Raw genomic sequence first — 24,645 nt, forward strand, 5'->3', positions numbered from 1 at the left:
GCGGGGCCTCGCGCTCGCGGAGCCCTCCACCGCGCGGGCGGCGGTGCCGGCGCCGCCCGCGGCGAGCGCGGCGCCCGCGGCGACGGCCGCGAGGGCGCGGCCGAGGAAGGAGCGTCTGCCGACGCCGTGCCCCATCGGGCAGGTGCCCTCTTCCGGCCCGCCGGGGTCGGTGGTGGGGTCGCCGCTGGTCATCGCTCCGCCTTCCGGGGCCGTGCCGTGGGTGCCGTCGCCGGTGGTGCGGCGCGCCGTCATGAGGTCCTCCGGATGTCGAAGATGACCGCGACCGGGGCGAGTCGCTCGGCGAGGTCCCCGAAGTCCGCGTTCAGGCGCTCCCTCTCGGGCCGCGACAGGGAGTCGGGGGCGCGCCACGTGCCGTCCTCGCGGCTCGCGTCGAGGTCCTTCTCCGCAGTCGTCAGGGCCGCGTCGAGCCCCGGCAGGCCGGGGTCGCGGGGGGCGAGCAGCGGGTGCAGGACGTCGAGCAGCTCCGCGGTGCCGTCGAGCCCGGCGCGCGCGGTGGCGAGCGAGGTGCCACTGCCGAAGTCGGAGCGGCCCGTCAGGTCGAGCTGGATGCTGTCCTCGGTGATCTCGTGCGCCCGCAGCCCGGTGTCGAGCGGATCCATGCGGGTCGTGGACCACTCGTCGCTGAGGTCCTTGAGGTCCTTGGCCAGCTGGTCGGTCGGCGCCTTGAGCCGCGCGGCCGACTCGCCGTGCCACAGGCCGTATTCGACCCGGTGGAAACCGCTGAAGGCCTTGTCGTGCACGCCGTCAGGCAGCCCGGCGTCCGTGCCGTCGATCGCCCCGCCGAGGTCGCCGAACGCGCCGTAGGCGCCGCCGAGCCGGGTGTACGCGAGGTGCGCGGGCAGCCACGCCTTCCTGGCGGCGGCGAGATCCCCGCCGTCCACGGCGGCGCGCAGGGTGCCGACCCTGCCGAGCACGCCCTTGAAGCCGTCCGCGACCCACTTCTGGTACGTGAGGGTCGGCGGGATCACGTCGTGCTGGTTGACGGGGCTGACCGCGGGGCCGCCGGCAGCTGGGCCCTTGGCGACCTTGACGACGGGCCCGTCGACCGCGTCGGTGTCCTCGACGAGGCAGCGGAACGTGTAGCTGCCGCGGCCCAGTTGGACCTGGATGGGCCGGGTCGTGCCGGGCCCGAGGCCGTCGATCTCGCCGAGCAGGGCGCCGGAGGAGTCCGTCAGGTAGACCTCGGCGGCGTCGGTGGCGACGTTGTGCACGTCGAAGACCTGGAGTCCGGGCCGGGGGTCGGTCCAGCCCTTGCCGCACTGGTCGGCGGAGGAGGACGCCTCCACCGCGGTGTGGCGCAGGCCGTCGGCGACACCGACAAAGGCCGCGGCGGGCTCGTCGCCGCCCGAGGCCAGGGCCACGGCGAGCCCGCCGCCCGCCGCGGCCACCACCGCGCAGGCGGCGAACAGCACCCAGCCGCGGCGCACCCGGCGCACGGGTCTGCCGTCGGGGGCCGGGGCGTCCGGCCGGGACGGTGGTGGAGCGTCCTGGAAGTCGTCGCGTATCGGCACGGAACCGGATGGTAGTTCCGCCAACCCCGTGGACCGGGGAGCATTCGGTGAAGTTCCACCGAAGTTCAGGTGTCCTGACGCGCCGCGGCCCGGCCCCCGGCGGCTGGATCGCGCCGGGGGGCCGGGCCGGTGCGTCAGTCGATCCCCTGGAGGATGTGGGGCTCCGCGAGGTCGTCCTCGTAGCCGGCGAGCCGGATCGGGGCGGACCGCGCCCACACGTCGAGGCTGCCGAGGGCCTCGGGAGCGTGGCCGCGCCGGTCGCGCACGTCCCGTGCCCGGTCTTCCTGTTGCGTCGTTTCTGGTGTCACCGCGAGACTCCTCCGTGTCGCGTACCTCTGGGGCAGGGGCAGTTCCGTCGCGGTGGCGCCGTTACTCGGAACGGGATCGCGGCCGTGTGCATGGCCTGTCCCCGTGGGCGGCCGGGGGATGGTTGATCCCTGGTGGCCGTCCGTACACACCAGATTAACCAGATGAGCGCGTTCTCGCTCCGCAGATCACTTTCGGGTGAGGTTTTCGGCCGTACGGGCTTCACCAGTTGGCGCGGGCGTAGTCCTTGAGGAAGCAGCCGTACAGGTCCTCGCCCCGCTCGCCGCGGACGATCGGGTCGTAGACCCGGGCGGCGCCGTCGACCAGGTCGAGCGGGGCGTGGAAGCCCTCCCCAGCGAGGCGCACCTTGTCCGGATGGGGCCGCTCGTCGGTGATCCAGCCGGTGTCGACCGCGGTCATCAGGATCCGGTCGGACTCGAACATCTCCTGCGCGCTGGTGCGGGTGAGCATGTTGAGTGCGGCCTTGGCCATGTTGGTGTGCGGGTGGCCCGCGCCCTTGTAGCCGCGGCTGAAGACGCCCTCCATCGCGGACACGTTGACGACGTAGGCGCGGCCCGCGGTCGCGGCCATGGCCGCGCGGAGCCGGCTGATCAGGATGAACGGCGCCGTCGAGTTGCACAGCTGCACTTCGAGCAGTTCGACCGGGTCGACGTCGGAGACGGTCTGCACCCAGCTGTTGGAGTCGTGCAGGTCGGGTACGAGGCCGCCCGCGTCGATGGCGGTGCCCGCCTCGATCCTGGCGAGGGTGGCGGAGCCGCCGACGAGCGCGAGGCCGGTCACGTCGGACGCGGTCAGCGACTCGCGTCCTGACGGCAGCGCGGCCTGGGCGCCGCTGCCGAAGGCACCGATGACCTCGGCGGCCGGCAGTTCGCCCGCGGGCAGCGGCGCGGACTCGGCCGCGACCAGCTCGCGGTACGCGCCGGGCGAGCGGCGCACGGTCTGCGCGGCGTTGTTGATGAGGATGTCGAGGGGGCCCTCGGCGGCGACGGAGTCGGCGAGGGCCACCACCTGCGCGGGGTCGCGCAGGTCGATGCCGACGATCTTGAGCCGGTGGATCCAGTCGGCGCTGTCCTCCATCGCCTTGAAGCGGCGGACGGCGTCGTTGGGGAAGCGGGTGGTGATGGTGGTGTGGGCGCCGTCGCGCAGCAGCCGCAGTGCGATGTACATGCCGATCTTGGCCCGGCCGCCGGTGAGCAGCGCGCGCTTGCCCGTCAGGTCGGTCCTGGCGCCGCGCCGCGCCCGGTTCTCCGCCGCGCAGGTCTGGCAGAGCTGGTGGTAGAAGGCGTCGACCTCGACATAGCGGGTCTTGCAGATGTAGCACGAGCGCGGTCGCTTGAGGACACCCGCGACGGCGCCCGCGGCGGAGGACGAAGGCAGCAGGCCCTGCGTCTCGTCGTCGATGCGCTCGGCCGAGCCGGTCGCGGTGGCCTCGGTGACGGCCTTGTCGTGGGCGGTCTTGGCGGCCCTGCGCTCCTGTCGCCTGCGGTGCTTGACCGTGCGGTAGACACCGGCGGTCGCGCGGCGCACCGCCACGGCGTCGGGGTGGTCGATCTCCAGCGAGTCGAGCTCGGCGAGGACGGCGAGGCAGACGGCGAGCCGTTCGGGGTCGATGCCGGGGCCGAACTCCCGGGCGTCCCCCGCGGACGGGCCGTCCGTGGAGGGCGCGCCGCCGGACTGGTGCGGGAGCGCGGCGGACGGCGCCGCCTCCGCCTCGGGCCCGGCGCTCCCGTCCTCCACGGAGGTGTCCTGGGTCACCGTCATCGTCGCTGCCGTTCCTCGCTGATCGGACCCACAGCTGCCAGCATTGTGGGCATTTATTCGGTATTGCGACTATCGCCGCAGGTCAGGAGCATACCGACGGTCCTTACCCCGGCAAAATCCGGAATCCGGGCCGGGCCGAGGGCCGCGTCCGCGCGGCAGGTGGCGGCGGGTCAGGCCGCCGGGACCCGCACCCCGGCGAAGGTGATCTTGCGGCGCACGGTGAAGCCCAGGGACTCGTAGAGCCGTACGGCGCCGGTGTTGGCCGCCGCCGCGTGCAGGAAGGGCCGCTCCCCTCGCTCCTGGACGACCGCGGCCACGGCCCTGGTCAGCCGGCTCGCGATGCCCTGGCCCCGGTGCTCGGGGTCGGTGCAGACGGCGCTGATCTCGGTCCAGCCCTGCGGGTGCATCCGCTCGCCCGCCATGCCGACGAGCCGTCCGCCGCGGCGGATGCCGAGGTACGTCCCCAGCTCCACGGTGCGCGGCAGGAAGGGGCCCGGCTGGGTGCGCTCCACCAGGTCGAGCATCTCCGGCACGTCGGCCGCGCCGAGGCGCACCGCCTCCGGGTCGGCCGCACCGCGCACGCCGGAGCCGTCCAGCTGGACACCGTCGCCCTGGAAGAAGATCTCCCAGCCCGCGGGCGGCACCTCGCCGAGGCCCGCGACGGAGAAGGTGTTGCCCGCACCGACCAGCTCCGCGACCTGAGCCCAGCTCCAGCTCTCCCGCGCGGAGGGCAGCGCGAGCCAGGGCGCCACGTCGGTCGGGTACCGCAGCAGCGCCCCGTGGCGCTCGGCGAGGTGCGCGTGCGGGCCCGTCAGGGCGGCGTGCGCCGGGTTGTCGAGCGGATGGCCCGCTGCCGTGCTCACTGTGTCTCCTCGACCGCTCCGGGCGGTGCCCGTCGCGCCGCCTCCCCCCTGGTCAAGGCCGATGGTCTCAGCCCTGTTCCCGGCTGCAGGGCCCCGCCCCCCCGCGCTGGGGGGCCGGGCCCGTGCGTCAGGAGGAGGTGCGGACCGAGAGGGAGACGAGACGGGCGTCGTGCGGGCGGCGGCCCGTGACGGACAGCGCCACATAGCGGGCGGTGCCGGTGGCGCGGAGCGTCGCGTTGCGGCCCCTGGCCCGCAGGCGCCCCGCCGTGGTGTACGTCACGCCGTCGGCGCTGTACGCGACGGTCGCCTCGGGGACCCGGCCGCCGGTCCACACGACGGCGGCGGTCTCGACGGGCAGCGCGGCACCCAGGTCGACCACCATGCGGCCGTCGCTGCCCGGGTCCCACGCGGTGCCCGCGTCGCCGTCGACGGCGGCGGCCGGATCGGTCATGCCGTGCGGCAGCGGCGAGGTGGGGAAGGTGGGGCGGCCGAGCGCCGCGTCGGCGAGAGGGTACGGCGTGACGCCGCGCAGCACGACCCGCCGGGCGCGCCCGCGTGCCACGGTGACCCGGACCGGGCGGGCGCCGGGCGCCGAGACGACCAGGCGGCAGGCGGGGCCGGACAGGACGACGGTGGACGCATCGACGATCTCGGCGCGCAGCCCCCGCGGGACCCGGCCGCCGCCCTCCGCGCGCACGGCGAGGCGCGCGGGCAGGACGGCGGCGCTCGCCGCGCCGAGCCGTACCTCGTGGTCGACGCCCTGGCCGGTGACGGTCGACGCCCCCGCGAACAGGGTGAGCGACCGGGTGTCCTGCGGGACCGAGACCGTCGTGCGCACCGGCGCGCCCGAGAGGTTGAAGACGCTGAGGTGGCCGCCCGCGGTGGAGGCGAGGACGGCGCGGTCGGCCGCGTGCGGCGCCGGCCGTGCGGCGGCCGCGCGGACGGCGGCGGGCCGCCCGTCCGGCAGGCCCTCCGCGAGGAAGGGCTCGGCGGGGCCGTCGGAGAGGACCAGCGTGTCCCCGTACACGGCGAGCGGGTTGCGCCCGCCGCGCACGACGAGCCCGGCCCTGCCGTCCACCGAGATCCAGCCGCCGGTGCTGGTCGCGTCGGCGCGCGGATAGCGGGCCAGGTCGGTCCAGGCGGTGCCGTCCTCGGAGCCCTGGATCAGGTAGGCGCGGCCCGCCGCGGCCTCCCAGCTGAGCGTCACCCGGTCGGTCTGGCGCGCGGCGCCCAGGTCGACGGTGAGGCTGCTGTCGCCCTTGGCGCGGTCGGCGACGGCGACCGCCCAGCGGGTCGCCGGGTCGCCGTCGACCGCGAGGGCCGCGCCCCTGCCGGTGTCGGCGGAGGACGCGGTGGCGGCGGCGCCCGCGGCGAGGTCGGGTCCCGAGGCGCCGTCGTGCACCTCGAAGGAGTACAGCGAGTAGCCGTACGCGGGATCGCCCGTGATGCCCTGCATGCGCAGGTGGCGCCAGGCGGCGCGGGGGAAGGTGAGCGTGTCCGTGCGCGGTCCCGCGCCGGGCCCCGCGCCGCCCGCGTCGGCGGCCCTGACGGTGACGCTGCCCTCGGCCGTGGTGTGGGTCCGCCTGCCGTCGAGGCCGGCGACCCCAGGCATGGTCAGGTTGAAGACCTCAAGGTGGCCCTCGCCGGCCGCCGTGCCGCTGGTGGCGTAGACGACTTCGCCGCCCGGCAGGGTGGTGAACCCGGCGCGGCCCGAGTCCAGGGTGAGGACGGTGGCGGTCGCGTCGAGGCCGTCCCGCAGGGCGGTGTACGTGGCGACGCTGCGTTCCGTGACGGCCGCGGAGGTCGCGGGCAGGAACATCGGTGTGCCGCCGCTGAGGGTGAACAGCCAGTCGTCGTGCGCGGGCTGCCAGGCGAACTTGGTGAACCCCGGCTTGCTGACGGCCGCGGCCCAGGCGGCGGGCGACTGGTGGGCGACGAGCCCGGGGCCGGCCCCGAAGTCCCGCACGCCCGAGGCCCTGGCGAACAGCTCGCGGTCGGTCAGGGCGCGGACGGCGCCTCCCTTGCGGGCCCGCCACTCGTGCAGCAGGTAGCCGATCGCGACCTCGGCGCGCGCCTCGGGCTCGTACTTCGGCTCGCCGGAGAACTTGGTGATCCGGTTGGCCGGCGGATAGGCCTGGTAGGCCGTCAGGCGCTCGGCGAGCGCGGCCTCCGCGCGGGCGGCGGCGCGGTCGCCGAGCACCTGCGCGAGGAACGCGACGGGGATGACGTCGCGGCCGTAGAGGTGCTCGCGGTCGTTGACCATCGGCATCAGGGGCTCACCCGCGTCGCTCATCACCAGGAGCAGGCTCTCCCAGAGCTGGTCGCCGTTGGGCTGGGCGGTGAGCACCTCGGGCAGCGGGCGGCCCGCCGTCAGGAAGTGGACGGTGTTGCGGCCCGACGTGCGCCACAGCTCGCACTGGTAGTGCGGGCCGAAGGAGCCGTGGTTCTCCACGATGAACGTGTCGTACAGGTTCTTCGCGGTGTTCTCGCTGACCGGGACGCCGTCGACCACGGCGGGGTTGGCCAGGTCGGCGGCGGGCAGGCCGGTCTCGTTGCGGCTCCAGCGGCCGTACGCGGTGCTCCACGCGGCGTGCCGCGGGTCGTCGGCGGCCCACGCGAGGCCGGGGGCGAGGGACTGGGCGTAGACGCCCATCTCCTCCAGCTTGGTGTCACCGACGAAGCCGCCGGTGAGGCCGTGCGGGGTCCAGTCCCCCGAGAGCGGGTCGTCGCCGGTGCCGAGTGCCGTGGTGTACGCGGCCTGTTCGCGTACGAGGGTGTCGACGTTCTTCCGCGTCGCGTCGTCCAGCTGGTCCCACAGCAGCCGGGCGGCGAGCACGAAGTACAGCTGGAAGGTGGTGTCGAAGAACAGCGTCTTGCCCCACTCGGTGCCGCCGGTGAGACGGTTGGAGGCGGCGAAGTGCTTGAGCGTGGCGAGCGTCCGCGCGCGCAGCGTGTCCTCGTCGATGCCCGCGAGGCCCGCGTCGTAGCCGGGGCGGGTGAGCAGCAGGGCGTGGCCGAGGACGACGGCGAAGCCGAAGTCGGTGGCGGTGTAGTGCCCGGCGGACGCGTCCCACTGGGTCTCGGTCCACCGGGTGTGGGTGAGCAGGACCTTGTGGTAGGTCGCGGCGATGTCGTCGGGCGCTGCGCCGCCGGTACGGGCGGGGGCCCGGGCCGCGGCTGCGGCGGGGTGCGCGGCGGCCAGGCCGCCCGGCGCGGCGACCACCGCGGCGGCGAGTCCTGCCAGTTGGGCGAAGCGGCGACGGCTCAGGGCCTGCGGTGGGCGGTGCACGCGGACGCGCCTCCAAACGGTGTTGGACAACGTTGTCAAAGCGCGCTCATTCTTGGCGGGGCGCTCGCCGCGCGTCAAGGCCCGGGACGGGACCGGGCGCTCCCGCGCCCCCTCCGCCAGGTACGGCCCGCCAACCGTACGGCGGTGGGGAGCGCCCCGGGGGGCGCGGGGGCGCGGCTCCCCCGCCGGGCGCGACCGCATCGGCCCGGCGGGGGCCAGGAGCACCCCCGCCCGTGGCGCACGTGACGGTCCCGGGTGCCGCGCGCCCTTGCCGCCCCGCCCTCGCACAGAGGCCGGGCCCGGCCCACGCCTCGGCTCCACGAGGGCCAGGGCCCCGCAGGTGCGGGCGACTCACCGGCGAGGGGGCCCTTGTCGGCGGTGACGCGCCGGGGCGCGGGTTCAGCCGACGCGCTGGGCCTTGCCGAGGGCGATGACGCCGTTCGGCGAGACGGTGTAGAGCTCGGCGTCGCGCTGGGCGTTGACGCCGATGGTGGCGCCGGGCGGCACGTCGATGTTCTTGTCGAGGATGGCGCCGCGTACGACGGCGCCCCTGCCGACCGTCACGTTGTCGTGCAGGACCGAGCCCTGGACGACCGCACCCTCCGCCACCACCACGCCGGGCGAGAGGACGGAGCGGGTGACCTGGCCGCGGATCACGCAGCCGGGGCCGACCACGGACTCGCTCGCGATGCCGCCCGCGACGAACCGCGCGGGCGGCAACTGGTGTGCGTCGGTGTAGAGCGGCCAGCGGCGGTTGTCGAGGTTGAAGGCGGGCTGCGACGAGACCAGGTCCATGTGCGCGTCGTAGTACGAGTCGAGGGTGCCCACGTCGCGCCAGTAGCCGTGCTCGCGCGCCGACTCCCCTGGGACGTGGTTGTCGTGGAAGTCGTAGACCTGCGCCATGCCGCGCTCGGTCAGCATCGGCAGGATCGATCCGCCCATGTCGTGGACGGAGCCGGGGTCCTCGGCGTCCCGGTGCAGCGCGTCCACCAGGACCTTGGTGGTGAAGAGGTAGTTGCCCATGGACGCGAAGACCTTCGACGGGTCGTCGGGCAACCCCGGCGGGTCCGCGGGCTTCTCCAGGAAGCCCTCCACCTGGACGCCGTCGGCGCCCGGGGTGATCACACCGAACGCCGACGCCTCGGCGCGCGGCACCCTGATGCCCGCGACCGTGACGCCCGCGCCGTTCTCGACGTGCTGGGCGAGCATCTGGCGCGGGTCCATCCGGTAGACGTGGTCGGCACCGAACACCGCGATGTAGTCCGGCCGTTCGTCGTGGACGAGGTTGAGGGACTGGAGGATCGCGTCCGCGCTGCCGAGGTACCAGCGCGGGCCGAGCCGCTGCTGCGCCGGCACGGGTGTGACGTAGTTGCCGAGCAGGCTCGACATCCGCCAGGTCGTGGAGACGTGCCGGTCGAGCGAGTGCGACTTGTACTGCGTGAGCACGCAGATGCGCAGGATGTCCGCGTTGACGAGGCTGGAGAGCACGAAGTCCACGAGGCGGTAGGTCCCGCCGAAGGTCACGGCGGGTTTCGCCCGGTCCGTGGTGAGCGGCATCAGGCGTTTGCCCTCCCCGCCCGCGAGGACGATCCCCAGCACCGAAGGTCCACCGCGCATCCCGGCCCCCTACCCCTCGCCCAGCAGCTTCTCGTACACGTCGACCGTGCGGCGCGCCACCCGGTCCCAGCCGAACTCGGACACCGCGCGCTCCCGGCCGGCGGCGCCCATCCGCGCCGCCGCACCGGGGTCGCCGACGACCCGGTTGAGCGCTTCGGCGAGCGCCGACTCGAAGGCTTCCTGGCCGTGTTCCGCGTACGGCACGAGCAGGCCCGTGCGGCCGTCGTCGACGACCTCGGGGATGCCGCCGACCGCGGAGGCGACCACGGCGGTGCCGCACGCCATGGCCTCCAGATTCACGATGCCCAGCGGTTCGTACACCGAGGGGCAGACGAACACCGCCGCGTGCGTGAGCAGTTGGATGACGTCGGGGCGCGGCAGCATCTCCGGGATCCAGACGACGCCGTCGCGGCTCGCGCCGAGTGCGGCCACCAGGTCCCTGAACTCGCGGTCGATGGCCGGGGTGTCGGGCGCGCCCGCGCACAGCACCAGCTGGACGGACCGGTCGAGGGCGCGGGCCGCGCGCAGCAGGTGCGGCACGCCCTTCTGCCGGGTGATGCGGCCGACGAACAGCACGTAGGGCCTGGCCGGGTCGACGCCCGCGCGGACGAGCGCGGCGGTGTCCGGATCGGGGCGGTACAGGCCGGTGTCGATGCCGTTGTGGATGACGTGGACGCGGCCGGGGTCCAGCGCCGGATAACAGGCGAGCACGTCCTCGCGCATGCCGTGCGAGACGGCCACGACGGCGTCCGCCGCCTCGGCCGCGGTGCGCTCCGCCCAGCCGGACAGGGCGTATCCGCCGCCGAGTTGCTCGGCCTTCCAGGGGCGCAGGGGTTCGAGCGAGTGCGCGGTCATCACGTGCGGGACGCCGTACAGCAGCTTGGCGAGGTGGCCTGCGAGGTTGGCGTACCAGGTGTGGGAGTGCACCAGCTGCCGGTCGGCGAGGCCCGCGGCCATCGCGAGGTCGACCGAGAAGGTGCGCAGCGCGTCGTTGGCGCCGTCGAGGCCCGGGTCGGCGCGGTGGCGCACCACGCCCGCCGCGGCGGGACCCGCCGCGGGGCCGGAGCCCCAGCAGTGCACCCGCAGATCGGTCAGGGCGCGCAGCTCACGGGCGAGGAACTCCACGTGGACCCCCGCGCCGCCGTACACGTCGGGCGGGAACTCCCGGGTGAGCAGCCCCACTTTCACGCCATTCCCCCGTCGTCGCAGGACCGAGCCCTGACATGGTCACCCGGATCGGCCCGGTGCGGAAGACCGCGGTGGGCAGAGTTACGAACCGGCGCACCGTGGAACCCGCGCGCGGGACGCCGCGCCCCACCCGGGGTGGACGGCCCCGGCGCCCGTGTACTCCGGGGGCAGTACCCGGGAAGGGGGGCCTGAGGCGGACGACCGCGGGGCCCCGGGGGCGGCAGGGTGGGGGCCATGAGCAGCCTCGCCCTCGCCGTCGCACTCTCCGCGGTATCCGCCGTCGCCTACGCGGCCGGCGCGGTCGTCCAGGAGCGGGTCGCCGCGGCCTCGCCCGCGATGCCGTACGGGCCGCTGCGCAGCGGCCCCTGGTGGGGCTCCGTGGCGCTGAACGGGGCCGGCGGCCTGCTGCACGTGGGGGCGCTCGCGTACGGCCCGCTCAGCCTGGTGCAGCCGCTCGGCGCGCTCACCGTCGTCTTCGCGCTGCCGATGGCGGCGCTGTGGGCGCGGGGGCGCGCGGCCGGGGCGGGCCAGCGGGCGTGGGCCGGTGCGGTGACGGCGACAGCCGGGCTCGCCGGGCTGCTCGCGCTGACCCGGGGTTCCGGGGGGCGGGTGCTCGAAGGACCTGTGCGGCTGCTGCTCGCCCTGGTGGCGCTCGGGCTGGTCGGGGCGGCCTGCGTGGCGGCGGCGCTGGTGCGGGGCAGGGCGGCGCGCAGTGTGCTGCTCGCGGCGGCAGGCGGGGTGGCGTTCGGGGTGTCGTCGGTGTTCGTGAAGACCGTGACGCAGGGCTGGTCGGCGGTGCCGCCCTGGGTGCAGTGGCCGAGCCTCGGGGCGGTGGCCGTGCTGACGGTGGCGGGACTGCTGCTGTCGCAGGCGGCGTACCGGGGCGCGGGGCTCGCGGCGCCGCTCGCGGTGGTGACGGTGGTCAATCCGGTGGTCGCGGCGGCCGTGGGGCTGACGCTGTTCGGCGAGGGGTTCCGCTTCGGCGCGGCGGGCGGGGCGGGCGCGCTCGCCCTCGGCGCGGTGGCGGCCCGGGGCCTCGTCGTGCTGACCCGCGCGCGGCCCGCCGCCGGGCCGGGCGGGCCGGCCGCCACGGGCCCCGCGAGGGCCTCGGGTCCTTCAGATCCTGACGCCGTGCGCCCGCAGGTAGGCGAGCGGGTCGATGTCGCTGCCGTAGGCGGGGCCCGTGCGCACCTCGAAGTGGAGGTGGGGTCCCGTCACGTTGCCGGTCGCCCCTGACCTGGCGATGCGCTGGCCCTCCGCGACCTTCTGGCCGACGCGGACGCTGATCGCGGAGAGGTGCCCGTACTGGCTGTACTTGCCGTCCGGGTGACGCAGGACGACCTGGTAGCCGTACGAACCGCCCCAGCCCGCGGTGACGACGGTGCCCGCCTCGACGGCCTTGACGGAGGTGCCGGTGGGGACGAGGAAGTCGACTCCGGTGTGGTAACCGCTCGACCAGGAGGGCCCGGTGGCGTGGTAGGGGGTGCCGATCGCGGCGTGCACGGGTGCCTCGACGCCGCTCGCGGCCTTCGCGGCGGTGTGGTGCGGCGCCGCCTTCTTCGCGGGGTGCGTGGGCCTCGGCGCGGGCTCGGCGGTGGTGTGCGTGGGCTTCGGCGCGGGCTTGGCCGTGGTGTGCGTGGGCTTCGGCGCGGGCTTGTGGGCGGGTGCGGCGGTGGTGCGGGCGGGCTTCGGGGCGGCCTTGCGGGGCGGGGGCTCCGCCTTGCCTGGCTTGGCCGGGGCCGCGGTGCCCGCCGACTGCTCCGCGCGCTGTGCGGGCACGTGCAGCACGAGCCGCTGGCCGGGGAAGATCAGGTCGGGATCGTCCCCGACGACCTTGCGGTTGTCCTCGTAGACCTGCTGCCAGGTGCCCGCGAGGTGCCGGTCGACGGTGATCTGCGAGAGCGAGTCGCCGCGGGCCACGGTGTAGCCCTCGCGCTGCGTCGGCACGGTGGTGGGAGACGCCGCGCGCTCCTTCGGCACGGCCGCCGGTCTCGCCCGCTCCGTGTCGGTGTGCGTGGTACGTACCTTCGCCGGTGCGGTGTGCCGCACGGTGTCGGCCGCGGTGGCCAGGTGCGGTGTGCCGCCGCCCCGGGCGAGCCCGGCGTGCCCGGAACAGACGGGCCAGGCTCCGGGCCCCTGGCTGCCGAGCACCTTCTCCGCGACCGCGATCTGCTGGTCCCTGGTGGCGAGGTCGGCCCGCGCCGCGTAGCGCGTGCCGCCGTACGCCTCCCAGGTGGACTGGGTGAACTGGAGCCCGCCGTAGTAGCCGTTGCCGGTGTTGATCTGCCAGTTGCCCGAGGACTCGCAGGCGGCGACCTTGCTCCACACGTCCACCGACGCGCCGTGCGCGGCCCCCGCGCCGATGAGCGGGAGCGCCATCCCGGCGCCGCCCGCGGTGACGGTGAGCGAGGCGCGGTTGATGCGGCTCGGCTGGTAGCGGCGGTGGCGACCGGTTACGGCCATGGGTCAACTCCCCGTTGAGACGCAGGACGTGTCGCGATCCGTCAAGTTACGGGCCCCGTACGCACCGTGACAAGGGGCAGCGGCAGGGCTGTCCATTTCCCGCCAGTGCGGGGCCCGTTGGGGCCGTAGGGGTGACGGTCCGTGCACATGCGGCCGGGGTGCCACCGGTCGCGGGCGGCGCTCCGGCGCACCACCCCCGCGGTCAGCCGGACGACTCGGCCGGGGTGGGCGCGGGGGCGCGCGGCGCGGGCGGCCCGGCGGGCAGGGCGGGCCGCCAGCGCACCCCCGAGGTCTCGGCCGCGGCGCCGGGCGGCGCAGGCAGCCTGCTGCCGCCGCGCGCGAGGAACGCGGCGAGCGGCAGGGTGGCGGCCCCCACCGTCACCGCGTCAGGGCCGAGCCTGCCCATCTCGATGGTGGTGCGGGCGGCGGCGTGGCCCAGCGAGTAGCGCTGTGCGTGGTGCCGGATGGCGGGCAGCAGGTGGGGGCCGATCAGCAGGCCGGCCCAGCCGCCGAGGAGCACCCGGTCGGGAAGGAACACGTTGATCAGGTCGGCGAGGGCCGCGCCGAGGCACTCGGCGGTCTCGTCGAGCAGGGAGACGGCGAGCGGGTCCGGCGCCGCCGCCGGGTCGGCGGGGAAGGCCGCCGCGAGCAGCGCGGCGAGCGCGCTCTCGTCGTCGGCGCCCTCGGGCAGCGGGCCGCCCGCCTCGCCCCACCGCTCGCGCATGGCCTCCGCGCCCGCGTATGCCTCAAGGCAGCCGATGGAGCCGCACCGGCAGCGCCGCCCGCCCATGTGCACGGTGGTGTGCCCCCACTCGAAGGCCGTCCTGCGACGGCTCTCCTCGACCAGGGCGTGGCCGTTGATGACACTGGCGCCGACACCCGAGCCGACGAGGGCGATCGCGGCAATCTCGGCGCCGCGGCCGCCGCCGAACCACATCTCGGCCTGGCCGAGCGTCTTCGCGCCGTTGTCGATGAACAGCGGCACCTCGGCGGGCACGCCAAGCGCCGACCTCAGCAGCCGCTCGAACGGCACACCGCTCCAGCCGATGGTGGGGCCGTGCACCACGGCGCCGTCCTGGCCGCCCGACTCGATGATGCCGGGGGTGCCGATCCCGATGCCGAGCAGCCGCGCCGGGTCGGCGTCCGCGGCCGCCAGCACCTCGGCGACGCCGCCGCTGACATGGGAGACGATGAGTTCCACGTCGTAGTCGTACTGCTCCAACAGCCGTTCGGTGCGCGCGAGTTCCATCAGGGACAGGTCGAACAGCTCGACGCGCACCCGGGTCTCGCCGATGTCGACGCCGATGAGCAGCCCGCCCGCCGGGGCGACGCGCAGCAGTGTGCGGGGCCGCCCGCCGTCGGAGTCGACGACCCCGGCCTCCTCCAGCACGCCTTCGGCGGCGAGTTCGGCGACGACGTTGCTGATGGAACCTGAACTCAGTCCGGTGCCCGCACCGAGCTCCTGACGGCTCAAGGGCCCGTCGAAATACAACCGTTGCACTACCCGGGCACGGTTGCCCCGCCGCAGGTCACGCACCGTTCGTCTGCCGCGCTCAGCCATGTGGCTCCTTCCCGTGACGCAACATACCCCTGTCACAAACCTTGACGCGACCTTCTCTCACCTCTTAAATCACGGCATAAATTAAGTCATGGAGGCCGTTCGACTCTCGAACGCTGCCACCCCCGGAAAGGGGCCACCTCACATGCGCAAGACCAGAGCCGCAGCAGCCGTCACCGCCGTCTCCGTCATCGGATCGCTCCTCGCCGCCTGCGGCGGGGGCTCGTCGTCGGACGGCGGCGGCAGCAACGAGTCGCCGAAGACGCTCACCTACTGGGCGTCGAACCAGGGCCCCAACGTCGACTACGACAAGAAGACCCTCGGTCCCGAGCTTGCCAAGTTCCAGAAGCAGACCGGCATCAAGGTCAAGCTGGAAGTCGTCCCGTGGTCCGACCTGCTCAACCGGATCCTCGCGGCCACCACGTCGGGCCAGGGCCCCGACGTCCTCAACATAGGCAACACCTGGTCCGCCTCGCTCCAGGCGAGCGGCGCGCTGCTGCCCTGGAACAAGGCGAACTTCGACGCGATCGGCGGGCGCGACCGCTTCAACGCCTCGGCGGTGGCCGCTGCGGGGTCGCCCGACAAGGACCCGGCGGCGGTTCCGCTGTACTCCCTTGCGTACGCGCTCTACTACAACAAGAAGATGTTCAAGGACGCCGGGATCACCACCCCTCCCACCACCTGGGCCGAGGTGGTCAAGGACGGCCAGAAGATCTCGAAGAACGGCACGTCGGGCAAGTGGGGCCTCGGCCTGGAAGGCAGCAACCTCCAGGAGAACATCCACATCTCCTACGTCCTCGCCAAGCAGCACAACGCCGACTTCTTCGACACGTCGGGCAAGCCCACCTTCACGTCCCCAGGCGCGGTCGACGCGGTCATGCAGTACGTCGACATGATGCAGAAGGACAAGATCATCAACCCGGGCAACGCGGAGTACGCCCAGAACCAGTCCCTCCAGGACTTCGGCAAGGGCAAGACGGCCATGGTCATGTGGCAGGCCGCGGCCAGCAACTTCGCCTCCCAGCACCTGTCGGCCGACGACTGGGGCGCCGTCCCGATGCCCGTGCGGTCCGGCACCCCCGGCACCGGCTCGCAGGTCAACTCGATGGTCGCGGGCATCAACATGGCGATCTTCAACAACACGAAGAACGTCGACGGCGCGAAGAAGTTCGTGAAGTTCATGACCAGCGACGCCGAGCAGGTCATCCTCAACAAGGCGTACGGCTCCGTCCCGCCGGTGAAGGCCGCCGACGGCGACGCCGCCTTCCAGCAGAGCGACATCCAGGTGATGGCGAAGACGCTCCAGACCAGCGCGACGCCGCTGCCCCAGGTGCCCTCCGAGTCGCAGTACGAGACCCAGGTCGGCACCGCGCTCAAGAACCTGTGGGCCGATGTGGCGGCGGGCAAGACCGTCACCAAGGACACGGTCAAGAGCGAACTGTCCAAGGCCCAGCAGCAGATGACCCAGTGAGGCCGGCTCCATGACCGCCACCGTGACATCCCCCAGTGCGCGCGACGCGGGCGGCACGGAGTCCCCGGGTGCCGGGGGTGCGCGCAAGAGGCCGCGTATCCCCGGCCGGCTGCGCCGCATCGGACTGCCGTACCTGCTGCTCCTGCCCGCGATCCTCTTCGAACTGCTCGTCCACGTGGTCCCGATGGTCGTCGGGGTCGTCATCAGCTTCCGCCAGCTCACCCTGTTCTTCATCCACAACTGGGGCGCCGCGCCCTGGTCGGGTCTGTCGAACTACAAGGTCGCCGTCGACTTCGACGGTGCGGTGGGCAAGGCGCTGCTGCACTCCTTCTTCGTCACCGTCCTGTTCACCGTCCTGTCGGTGGGGCTGTGCTGGCTGTTCGGCACCACCGCCGCGGTCATGCTCCAGGACACGTTCCGGGGCCGCGGCACGCTGCGGACGATCTTCCTCGTCCCGTACGCGCTGCCCGTCTACGCCGCCGTCATCACCTGGGCGTTCATGTTCCAGCACGACAACGGCATGGTGAACCACCTGCTCCATGACCAGCTGCACCTCACCGACCAGCCGTCGTTCTGGCTGATCGGCAACAACAGCTTCTACACACTGCTCGTGGTGTCGCTGTGGAAGGGCTGGCCGTTCGCCTTCCTGATCGTGATGGCCGGTCTGCAGAACATCCCGTCCGAGCTGTACGAGGCCGCCTCGATCGACGGCGCGGGCATCTGGCAGCAGATCCGCAAGATCACGCTGCCGTCGCTGCGCTCGGTCAACCAGGTGCTGGTCCTGGTGCTGTTCCTGTGGACGTTCAACGACTTCAACACGCCGTTCGTGCTGTTCGGCAAGAACGGCAACGCGCCGGGCAGCGCCGACCTGATCTCGTTCCACATCTACCAGTCGTCGTTCTCGTCCTGGAACTTCGGCTCCGGCTCGGCGATGTCCGTCCTGCTGCTGCTGTTCCTGCTGGTCGTCACGGGCGTGTACCTGGCGGTCACCTCGCGCGGAAGGAAGGCCTCCGATGTCTGACACCACCAGGCCGGCCATGGCGCCGCCGCGCTCCTTCCTGTGGACCCGCCGGATCGTGCTGACGATCCTGGTGCTGTTCACCCTGCTGCCCGTGTACGTGATGGTCTCCAGTTCGCTGAAGCCGCTGGAGGACGTGCAGGGCAAGTTCACCTGGATCCCCTCGCACCTGACGATCCGCCCGTACATCGACATCTGGTCGACGGTGCCGCTCGCCAAGTTCTTCGTGAACTCGGCGATCGTCTCCGTCGCGGCGACGGCGTGCTCGGTCGTGATCGCGGTGTTCGCGGCGTACGCGGTGAGCCGCTACCGCTTCCGCGGCAAGCGGCTGTTCACCGTGACGGTGCTCTCCACGCAGATGTTCCCCGGCATCCTGTTCCTGCTGCCGCTCTACCTGATCTTCGTCAACATCGGCAAGAGCACGGGCATCGATCTGTACGGCTCGCGCGGCGGCCTGATCATCACGTATCTGACGTTCTCGCTGCCGTTCGCCATCTGGATGCTCATCGGTTACTTCGACTCGGTCCCGCGCGACCTGGACGAGGCGGCCATGGTGGACGGCTGCGGCCCGTTCGGCGCGCTGTTCCGCGTGGTTGTGCCGGCCGCCGTGCCCGGCATCGTCGCGGTCGCCGTGTACGCCTTCATGACGGCGTGGGGCGAAGTGCTGTTCGCCTCCGTGATGACCAACGACAACACCAAGACCCTGGCGATCGGCCTCCAGAGCTACTCGACGGAGAACAACGTCTACTGGAACCAGATCATGGCCGCCTCGCTGGTGGTCAGCGTGCCCGTCGTCGTCGGGTTCCTCCTCCTGCAGCGCTACCTGGTCACAGGCCTCACCGCGGGTGCCGTCAAGTGACCCTTTCAGACAGGCAGTTCGTGAACGAGCTCGACGCCCTTCCGGCGGACTTCACCTGGGGCGTGGCCACCGCGTCGTACCAGATCGAGGGGGCGGTGGCCGAGGACGGCCGCGCCCCCTCGATCTGGGACACGTTCTCGCACACCCCGGGGAAGACCGCCGGCGGCGACACCGGCGACGTGGCCTGCGACCACTACCACCGGGTGCCCGAGGACATCGGCCTGATGAAGGGCCTCGGTGTCGACGCGTACCGCTTCTCCCTCGCGTGGCCGCGGATCGTGCCGGACGGCGGCGGCGAGGTCAACAAGGCCGGGCTCGACTTCTACGACCGGCTGGTCGACGGGCTGCTGGAAGCGGGCATCCGCCCCTTCGCCACGCTGTACCACTGGGACCTGCCCCAGGCGTCCCAGGACCGGGGCGGCTGGCCGGAGCGCACCACCGCCGAGCACTTCGCGCGGTACGCGGGCATCGTCGTCGAGCGCCTCGGCGACCGCGTGAAGGACTGGGCGACCCTCAACGAGCCGCTGTGCTCGTCGTGGATCGGGCACCTGGAGGGCACCATGGCGCCCGGCGTGCGCGACCTGACGGCCGCCGTGCGCACCTCGTACCACCTGCACCTGGGCCACGGCCTCGCGGTGCAGGCGATCCGCGCGGCGTCCCCGGACGCCCGGGTCGGCATCGTCAACAACCTGAGCCCGATCCTGCCCGCTTCGGACAGCGACGCGGACCGCGCGGCCGCCGTGCGGGCCGACGGGCACACCAACCGCTGGTGGCTCGACCCGATCCACGGCCGCGGCTACCCACAGGACATGGTGGAGGTGTACGGGGTCGACCTGCCGGTGCACGAGGGCGACCTGGAGACCATCGCGGCGCCGCTCGACTGGCTCGGACTGAACTACTACTTCCGGCAGTTCGTGCAGGACGACCCCGAGGGGCCCGCGCCGTTCGCGAAGATGGCGGACGCGCCGGTCGCGGACCGCCCGCACACGTACATGGGCTGGGAGGTGTACTCCGACGGCCTTGAGGAGCTGCTGCTGCGGCTGAGCGACGAGTACGGCGCCCGGCGTCTGTACGTCACGGAGAACGGCTCCGCCTACCAGGACACCGTACGCGCCGACGGCACGGTCGACGACCCGGAGCGCACCCGCTACCTGGAGGACCACCTCGCAGCCGTGGCCCGCGCCGCCGCCAAGGGCGCGCCGGTCGCGGGGTACTTCGCGTGGTCGCTGCTCGACAACTTCGAGTGGGCCTACGGCTACGACAAGCGGTTCGGCCTGGTGCACGTCGACTACGGCACCCAGGTCCGCACGGTCAAGTCCAGCGGGCACCGCTACGCCGGGATCATCAGGGCCGCGCGGGAGCGGGCGGCACGCGCCGCCTGACCCGTGCTCCCCGCCGGCCGGTGTCAGGACGGCCGGAAGCCGCGGGGCCGCCGCTCTCCCCCGCGGGGGAGAGCGGCGGCCCCGTCGCCGTGGGCCGGGCTCAGGCCCGTGCGGGCACCGGCGCGGCCAGCGCCGTGCCGGGGCTCGCCACCACGGACGCGGCGGCCCGCCCGGCGAACTCCAGGATGTCCGCGGCCTGTTCACGGCTCACCCGGACCGGGGCCCCCGGCTCGTGGTCGAGGGCCACGAGCCGGTGCAGGGCCCCCGCGGCGAACGCGTCGCCCGCGCCGATGGTGTTGACCACGGTCACGGGCGTGGCGGGCACCTCGACCCGCTCACCGTCCGGGGTGAAGGCGACACTCCCCCGCGCTCCCCTGGTGAGCAGCACGAGCGTGTCCCGCGCGGCGAGGCCAGCGCAGGCGTCCTCGGGCGCGCGGCCCGGCCACAGGACGGCGAGGTCCTCGTCGCTCACCTTCACGACCTGTGCCGCCGCGCACAGGTCGCGCAGCCGCCGCGCGGCGCTCTCCGGGTCGATCGTCCGGTCGCTGCGCACGTTCGGGTCGACCACCAGGAGGGACGACCGGGCCGCGGCGCGGGCGGCCGCGGCGACCGCGGCCGCCGCGGGCTCGACGACCGCGGCCAGGCCGCCCGCGTAGACGGCGGCGAAGCCGTCCACCCGGCCGGACAGGTCCGCGATCTCGAAGGTCGCGGTGTCCGCCAGGTGGAAGTGGTACCCGTTGGTGTCGGGCCGCGGGTCGGTGACAGCGAGCGTGGTCGGCAGCGGCGAGCGCGCGGTGAGCGTGAGGTCCACGCCCGCCCCCGCGAGGACCGCCTCCAGGTCGCCCGCGAAGGCGTCGCCGCCGAGCGCGCCGGCGAACCAGCTCGGGGTGGCGAGCCTGGCCAGCCCCACGGCGACGTTGACGGGCGCGCCGCCCGGTTCGGCCGCGTAGCGCCGCGCCGTGTCCGGCTCCCGGCGCTGCGGTACGAGGTCGATCAGCGCCTCGCCGATCACGAGGACGGCGCCGGGCGGCGGTGTGCTCACGGCTCGACCACGATCTTGCGGCCCTGGCCCGCCTTGAAGCGGTCGAGGGCCTGCGGGTAGTCCTCGAGGGAGAACCGGTCACTGATGAACACGGACGGGTCGAGGACCCCCGTGGCGAAGAGGGCGGCAGCCCGTTCGTAGCTGTGCAGCACCGCCATCGAGCCGGTGATGGTGATCTCCTGGTTGTAGATCTTGTACGGCTCGATCACGGCGGTGGTCGCGTAGTCGGCGACCCCGAACTGGAGGAAGGTGCCGCCCTTGGCGACCCGGCCGAGACCGTCCTGGATGGCGCGCGCGTTGCCCGTGGCGTCCACGACGACGTCCCAGCCGCGCCGGGTCTCCAGCTCGTCGGCGCTCGCCGCGGAGCGCGAGCAGCCGAGCTTGACCGCGGTGGCGAGGCGGTCCGGGTTGACGTCGAGCATGTCGACCGAGGCCGCGCCGGTCCGCTTGGCGAGCTCCAGCATCATCAGGCCCATGGTGCCGGAGCCGTAGATCAGGACCTCGGCGCCGAGGGTGGAGCTGAGCACGTCGTAGCCGCGCACGGCGCAGGACAGCGGCTCGATCAGCGCGGCGTCGTGGACGTCGATGTGGTCGGGCAGCTTGACGCAGTTGGCGACCGGCGCTACGGCGAACTCGGCGGCCCCGCCGGGCTTGCTGACGCCGATGGCGTTCCACCGCTCGCAGAGGTTGCCCCGGCCGATGCGGCAGTAGTGGCACTCGTGGCAGTGCAGCGAGGGGTCGACGGCGACCCGGTCGCCCACCGAGAGCTCGGTGACGTCGGTGCCGAGCGCGACGATCTCGCCGGCGAACTCGTGGCCGGGCACGATCGGCAGGGTCGGTGCGAACTCGCCCTGGAGGATGTGCAGATCGGTGCCGCACAGGCCGCACGCCGCGACCTTGACGAGTACGTCGCGGGGGCCGGGTGTCGGGTCGGGGACCGTTTCGACGGACACCTTGCCGGGAGAGGCGATGATCGCTGCCCTCATTTGACTGCTCCAAGAGACAGGCCCTGGACGAGTTTGTCCTGGGCGGCGAAGCCGGCGGCGAGCACCGGCAGGGACACGACGACGGACGCGGCGCACAGCTGGGCGAGGAACAGGCCCTGGCTGGTGACGAATCCGGTCAGGAACACGGGCGCGGTCTCGGCGCGCACACCGGTGAGCACCCGTGCGAACAGCAGCTCGTTCCAGCTGAAGATGAAGCAGATCAGCGAGGTGGCGGCGATGCCGGGGGCGGCGACGGGCGCCACCACCCGCAGCAGCACCGTGGGCAGCCTCGCGCCGTCGACCTGCGCGGCCTCGATGATGGAGACCGGCACATCGGCGAGGAACGACTGCATCATCCACACCGCGATGGGGAGGTTCATCGAGGTGTAGAGAATGACGAGCAGCCAGACGTTGTCCAGGAAGCCGGTGTTGCGCGCGAAGAGGTACACCGGCAGCAGGCCCGCCACGATGGGCAGCATCTTCGTGGACAGGAAGAAGAACATCACGTCCGTCCACTTCTCGACGCGCCTGATGGACAGCGCGTACGCGGCGGGCAGCGCGAGCACCAGCACCAAAGCCGTGGAGACCACCGACGTGGTCACCGAGTTGATCAGTGGGGGCCAGGGGCTCGCGCCGCCGCCCGAGCCGAAGAAGACGCGGTAGGCGGAGAGCGTCAGGGGCGCGCCGGGCGACGGCGGGTTGGTCGCGGCGTCCGACTCGGAGTGGAAGGACGTCAGCAGCATCCACAGCGCGGGCGCGCAGAAGAGGATGCCGACGATCCAGGCCACGAGACCGGTCCAGGCGTTCCTGCGCCGCTCCTTGCGGGAGCGCGCGGTGTGCGGGGAGGCGGGCCTCGCGGGCGCCGCCGCGGTCGCCGGAGTGATGGTGGTGGTCATGCCCGTCCCGCCTCCTCGGTGAACAGGGACGAGACGACGCGCAGCGCGAAGGTCGCGATGATGATCGTGCCGATCACCACGACGACGCCTTCCGCGGAGGCGAGTCCGTACTCGTGGGCCTGGTAGAAGGTCTGGTAGATGGTGTAGGGGAGGTTGGCGCTGCCGAGTCCGCCCGCGGTGATGGTGAACACGGCGTCGAAGTTCTGGACGATGTTGATCGAGCCGAGCAGGATGCCGAGTTCGAGGTAGCGGCGCAGGTGCGGCAGGGTGATGAAGCGGAACATCTGCCAGGGTCCCGCGCCGTCGAGGCGGGCGGCCTCGATCGCCTCGGCCGGCCTGCTCTGGAGCCCGGCGAGCAGGATCAGCATCATGAACGGGGTCCACTGCCACACCAGCGCGATCTCCACCGCGGTCAGCGGCATGTCGGAGATCCAGTCGGGCTGGGCGGCGGAGTGGTCGCCGAAGAGGGAGGCGATCCAGCTCCAGGCGCCGTTGAGGAGGCCGTACTCGGGGTTGTACAGGACGTGCTTCCACAGCAGTGCGGCGGAGACGGGCACCAGCAGGAACGGTGTGATCAGCAAGGTGCGCACCACGCCGCGGCCGAAGAACTTGCGGTCGAGCAGGAGCGCGAGCAGCAGCCCGACGACGACGCTGGCGACCACGACCGCGACGGTGAGCAGGATCGTGGTGAAGACCGCGTCGCGCAGGTCGGGGTCGGTGAAGACGGTGGCGTAGTTGCCGAGGCCGTGGAAGGTGCGGCCCCGGGGGGAGAGCTGGTTCCAGTCGAAGAGGGAGATCACCAGGGTTGCCACGAAGGGCAGCTGGGTGACCGCGATGAGGAAGATCAGGGCGGGCATCAGCGGTGCCCTGGTGGCCCAGGCGCGCGCCCTGCCGGGGGTGCGTCCTGGGCGGGCCGCGCGGCCCCCGGACGCGGGGGCGTCCGGCGCGGTGGGGGCGGTTGTCGTGGTCATCGCTGCTCCTGTGCGACCTTGTCGGCGAGATCCTGCGAGCGCTTCAGCGCGGTGCCCACGGACTGCTTGCCCGCGATGGCCGAGCTGATCTCCTGGGACACCTTGGTGCCCAGGTCGGTGAAGTCGGGGATGTCCACGAACTGGATGCCGGGCGTGGGGCGCTTCTGCACGCCGGGGTTGCGCGGGTCGACGCCGGCGATGGACGACTTGGTGACGGCGGCGAACGCCTTCGCGCTGTTCAGGTAGTCGGGGTCGGAGTAGGTGGACGCCCGCTTGCCCGCGGGCACGTTGGACCAGCCGAAGGTCTGACCCGCGAGCCGCTCGTAGTCCTTGCTCGACGCCCAGGAGATGAACTTCCAGGCGGCGTCCTTGTTGCGCGACGCCTTCTGGAGGCCCCATGCCCACGTGTAGAGCCAGCCGGAGTGCTGGGTCTTGTCGACGGGGGCGGGCACGTAGCCGATCTTGCCCTTGACCGGGGAGCCGGAGCCTTCGAGGGAGCCGGCGCCTGCCGTCGAGTCGTACCACATGGCGGTCTTGCCCTGGGTCATGTTGTTGAGGCACTCGGCGTAACCGGACTGGGCCGCGCCCGCCTCACCGTGCTTGCGCACCAGGTCGTGGTAGAACTTGACGGCCTTCTCGAAGGCGGGCGAGGTCAGCCTGGCGTTCCAGTCCTTGTCGAACCAGGTGCCGCCCATGGTGTTGACGACCGTGGTGAGGGGCGCGATCATCTCGCCCCAGCCGGGCAGGCCGCGCAGACATATCCCCTTCACTCCGGGCGAGGCGCCGTCCGCCTTGGCGGCGAGGTCGGCGACCTGCTGCCAGGTGGGGTGGGCGGGCATCGTCAGGTGCTTCTTGGCGAAGAGGTCCTTGCGGTACATGAGGAACGACGACTCGCCGTAGAAGGGCTCCGCGTACAGGTGCCCGTCGGTGCCGCTCAGCGACTCGCGCATGGGCGGGAGGATGTCCTGCTGGTCGAAGGCGGCGTCCTTGGCGGCGTAGCCGTCGAGCGGGGCGAGCCAGCCGTACTTGGCGTAGAAGGGCACCTCGTAGTTGCTGATGGTGGCGATGTCGTACTGGCCCGCCTGGTTGGAGAAGTCCTGGGTGAACTTGTCGCGGGCGTCGTTCTCGGGGAGCACGGTGAAGCGGACCGTGATGCCGGTCTTCTTGGTGAAGTACTTGGCCGTGAGCTTCTGCAGGTCCGTCATCTGCGGGTTGTTCACCATGAGGATGTTGAGGGAGGGCCCGCCGCCGGAGCCGAGTCCCCCGCCGCCCGCTCCCGCGCACCCGGCGAGGAGCACGAGAGCCGTCGTACTCGCGCCAAGACGTACGTACCTTCGACGGCCTCGTCGCTTGAGTGCCATGGGGGTTCCTTAAGAATGTGAGGCGGTCCGGGAGGGCCGGGTGTGGCTGATGGGGTGTCTG

At 72.9% G+C, this 24,645-nt stretch carries 19 protein-coding genes and 1 pseudogene; 5 read left to right on the top strand and 15 right to left on the bottom strand.

Translation table 11 applies throughout. The features are described 5' to 3' along the window. From ABEA77_RS31125 to glgA, 8 genes and pseudogenes are all read right to left on the bottom strand, one after another. Positions 1-252, bottom strand: a pseudogene (locus tag ABEA77_RS31125) (hypothetical protein); the annotation flags it as partial. Continuing rightward, the gene (locus ABEA77_RS31130; RefSeq protein ID WP_345655073.1) at positions 249-1,532 is read right to left on the bottom strand and encodes an EfeM/EfeO family lipoprotein; all 1,284 of its coding nucleotides are present in this window, start codon (positions 1,530-1,532) and stop codon (positions 249-251) included. The pseudogene ABEA77_RS31125 and the gene ABEA77_RS31130, both read right to left, overlap by 4 nt. Before the next feature lie 134 nt (positions 1,533-1,666). Further along, positions 1,667-1,840 (bottom strand): hypothetical protein, encoded by a 174-nt coding sequence (locus ABEA77_RS31135; protein ID WP_345655075.1) that lies wholly within the window; start codon positions 1,838-1,840, stop codon positions 1,667-1,669. 220 nt (positions 1,841-2,060) lie between these two features. After that, positions 2,061-3,620, bottom strand: coding sequence for an SDR family NAD(P)-dependent oxidoreductase (locus tag ABEA77_RS31140; protein WP_345655077.1), 1,560 nt, complete (start codon positions 3,618-3,620; stop codon positions 2,061-2,063). A 170-nt stretch (positions 3,621-3,790) separates the two neighbouring features. After that, positions 3,791-4,483 (bottom strand): GNAT family N-acetyltransferase, encoded by a 693-nt coding sequence (locus ABEA77_RS31145; RefSeq protein WP_345655078.1) that lies wholly within the window; start codon positions 4,481-4,483, stop codon positions 3,791-3,793. 127 nt (positions 4,484-4,610) lie between these two features. Continuing rightward, positions 4,611-7,772 carry a discoidin domain-containing protein gene (locus tag ABEA77_RS31150; RefSeq protein WP_345655080.1) on the bottom strand — a complete coding sequence of 1,054 codons (3,162 nt, stop codon included), beginning with the start codon at positions 7,770-7,772 and terminating at the stop codon, positions 4,611-4,613. A gap of 399 nt (positions 7,773-8,171) precedes the next feature. After that, positions 8,172-9,389, bottom strand: a complete 1,218-nt coding sequence (glgC, locus tag ABEA77_RS31155; protein ID WP_345655081.1) for a glucose-1-phosphate adenylyltransferase — start codon at positions 9,387-9,389, stop codon at positions 8,172-8,174. Between the two features lie 9 nt (positions 9,390-9,398). After that, positions 9,399-10,577, bottom strand: coding sequence for a glycogen synthase (gene glgA, locus ABEA77_RS31160; protein ID WP_345655083.1), 1,179 nt, complete (start codon positions 10,575-10,577; stop codon positions 9,399-9,401). A 234-nt stretch (positions 10,578-10,811) separates the two neighbouring features. Between glgA and ABEA77_RS31165 the strand changes: the two genes are divergently transcribed. Further along, entirely contained in the window at positions 10,812-11,813 is a 1,002-nt protein-coding gene (locus tag ABEA77_RS31165) for a DMT family transporter (protein WP_345655085.1), read from the top strand. Here the strand turns inward: ABEA77_RS31165 and ABEA77_RS31170 are convergent. Further along, positions 11,694-13,040 (bottom strand): transglycosylase family protein, encoded by a 1,347-nt coding sequence (locus ABEA77_RS31170; protein WP_345655086.1) that lies wholly within the window; start codon positions 13,038-13,040, stop codon positions 11,694-11,696. The genes ABEA77_RS31165 and ABEA77_RS31170 overlap by 120 nt on opposite strands. A 202-nt stretch (positions 13,041-13,242) precedes the next feature. Beyond that, positions 13,243-14,601, bottom strand: a complete 1,359-nt coding sequence (locus ABEA77_RS31175; RefSeq protein WP_345655089.1) for an ROK family transcriptional regulator — start codon at positions 14,599-14,601, stop codon at positions 13,243-13,245. 142 nt (positions 14,602-14,743) lie between these two features. Here ABEA77_RS31175 and ABEA77_RS31180 point away from each other — a divergent pair, with 142 nt between their 5' ends. The 4 genes from ABEA77_RS31180 to ABEA77_RS31195 are packed head-to-tail and all read left to right on the top strand — an operon-like array spanning position 14,744 to position 19,328. Beyond that, entirely contained in the window at positions 14,744-16,069 is a 1,326-nt protein-coding gene (locus tag ABEA77_RS31180) for an ABC transporter substrate-binding protein (RefSeq protein WP_345655092.1), read from the top strand. 10 nt (positions 16,070-16,079) lie between these two features. Next, a complete protein-coding gene (locus ABEA77_RS31185) occupies positions 16,080-17,090 on the top strand; it encodes a carbohydrate ABC transporter permease (protein ID WP_345655095.1) in 1,011 nt (336 codons plus the stop codon). A gap of 16 nt (positions 17,091-17,106) precedes the next feature. After that, positions 17,107-17,946 carry a carbohydrate ABC transporter permease gene (locus ABEA77_RS31190; protein ID WP_345655112.1) on the top strand — a complete coding sequence of 280 codons (840 nt, stop codon included), beginning with the start codon at positions 17,107-17,109 and terminating at the stop codon, positions 17,944-17,946. Between the two features lie 20 nt (positions 17,947-17,966). Beyond that, positions 17,967-19,328 carry a GH1 family beta-glucosidase gene (locus ABEA77_RS31195; RefSeq protein ID WP_345655115.1) on the top strand — a complete coding sequence of 454 codons (1,362 nt, stop codon included), beginning with the start codon at positions 17,967-17,969 and terminating at the stop codon, positions 19,326-19,328. 100 nt (positions 19,329-19,428) lie between these two features. Here the strand turns inward: ABEA77_RS31195 and ABEA77_RS31200 are convergent, their stop codons facing one another. The 5 genes from ABEA77_RS31200 to ABEA77_RS31220 are packed head-to-tail and all read right to left on the bottom strand — an operon-like array spanning position 19,429 to position 24,584. After that, positions 19,429-20,370: a PfkB family carbohydrate kinase gene (locus ABEA77_RS31200; protein ID WP_345655098.1), complete on the bottom strand. Its 942-nt coding sequence runs from the start codon at positions 20,368-20,370 to the stop codon at positions 19,429-19,431. Continuing rightward, a complete protein-coding gene (locus tag ABEA77_RS31205; protein WP_345655101.1) occupies positions 20,367-21,356 on the bottom strand; it encodes a zinc-dependent alcohol dehydrogenase family protein in 990 nt (329 codons plus the stop codon). The genes ABEA77_RS31200 and ABEA77_RS31205 overlap by 4 nt, the downstream gene beginning before the upstream one ends. Next, positions 21,353-22,252 carry a carbohydrate ABC transporter permease gene (locus ABEA77_RS31210; RefSeq protein ID WP_345655104.1) on the bottom strand — a complete coding sequence of 300 codons (900 nt, stop codon included), beginning with the start codon at positions 22,250-22,252 and terminating at the stop codon, positions 21,353-21,355. The genes ABEA77_RS31205 and ABEA77_RS31210 overlap by 4 nt, the downstream gene beginning before the upstream one ends. Then, positions 22,249-23,223, bottom strand: a complete 975-nt coding sequence (locus tag ABEA77_RS31215; protein WP_345655106.1) for a carbohydrate ABC transporter permease — start codon at positions 23,221-23,223, stop codon at positions 22,249-22,251. Before ABEA77_RS31215 ends, ABEA77_RS31210 begins: the two co-directional genes overlap by 4 nt. Continuing rightward, the gene (locus ABEA77_RS31220) at positions 23,220-24,584 is read right to left on the bottom strand and encodes an ABC transporter substrate-binding protein (protein WP_345655109.1); all 1,365 of its coding nucleotides are present in this window, start codon (positions 24,582-24,584) and stop codon (positions 23,220-23,222) included. Before ABEA77_RS31220 ends, ABEA77_RS31215 begins: the two co-directional genes overlap by 4 nt. Positions 24,585-24,645: the final 61 nt, after the last annotated feature.

The organism is Streptomyces tremellae (genome assembly GCF_039540215.1).
Classification (GTDB): Bacteria; Actinomycetota; Actinomycetes; order Streptomycetales; family Streptomycetaceae; genus Streptomyces; species Streptomyces tremellae.